General features: G+C 67.6%; 1 protein-coding gene. It reads left to right on the top strand.

Going from position 1 to position 775, the window contains the following annotated elements:
* A partial coding sequence (locus FMEAI12_RS35655) for an amidohydrolase family protein (RefSeq protein WP_146776859.1) occupies positions 1-775 on the top strand: 775 nt, incomplete at both ends.

Here is a 775-nt window from a genome sequence, read left to right as displayed (position 1 = left end):
ACTGGCACATCGACGAGTGGGCCGGCACCTACCCGGGCCGGTTCATCCCGCTGGCGCTGCTTCCGACCTGGAAGCCGGAGCTGATGGTGAACGAGATCCGCCGGGTGGCGGCGAAGGGCTGCCGGGCGGTCACGATGCCCGAGCTGCCGCACCTCGAGGGCCTGCCCAGCTACCACGATCTCGACTTCTGGGCTCCGGTGTTCGAGGCGCTGTCCGACACCGGGATGGTGATGTGCCTGCACATCGGCACCGGTTTCGGCGCGCTCAAGCTCGCCCCGGACGCGCCGATCGACAACCTGATCATCCTGGCGTGCCAGATCTCGTCGCTGGCTGTGCAGGACCTGCTGTGGGGCCCGGCGATGCGGACCTACCCGGACCTGAAGTTCGCCTTCTCCGAGGGCGGCATCGGCTGGATCCCGTTCTACCTGGACCGCTGCGACCGGCACTACACCAACCAGCGCTGGCTGCGCCGCGACTTCGGCGGCAAGCTGCCCAGCGAGGTGTTCCGCGACCACTCACTCGCCTGCTACGTCACCGACCCGACGTCGCTGAAGCTGCGCCGTGAGATCGGGATCGACATCATCGCCTGGGAGTGCGACTACCCGCACTCGGACTCGATCTGGCCGGACGCGCCGGAGTTCGTGCTCAACGAGCTGAACAACGCCGGTGCGACCGACGAGGAGATCGACAAGATCACCTGGCAGAACGCCTGCCGGTTCTTCAACTGGGACCCGTTCTCCGAGATCCCCAAGGAGCGCGCGACCGTCGGCGCCCG

The organism is Parafrankia sp. Ea1.12 (assembly GCF_900465275.1).
In the GTDB taxonomy this organism is placed as follows: domain Bacteria; phylum Actinomycetota; class Actinomycetes; order Frankiales; family Frankiaceae; genus Parafrankia; species Parafrankia soli.
Note: the sequence above shows the minus strand (reverse complement) of the source record. Positions and strands in the feature narration are given on the sequence as shown.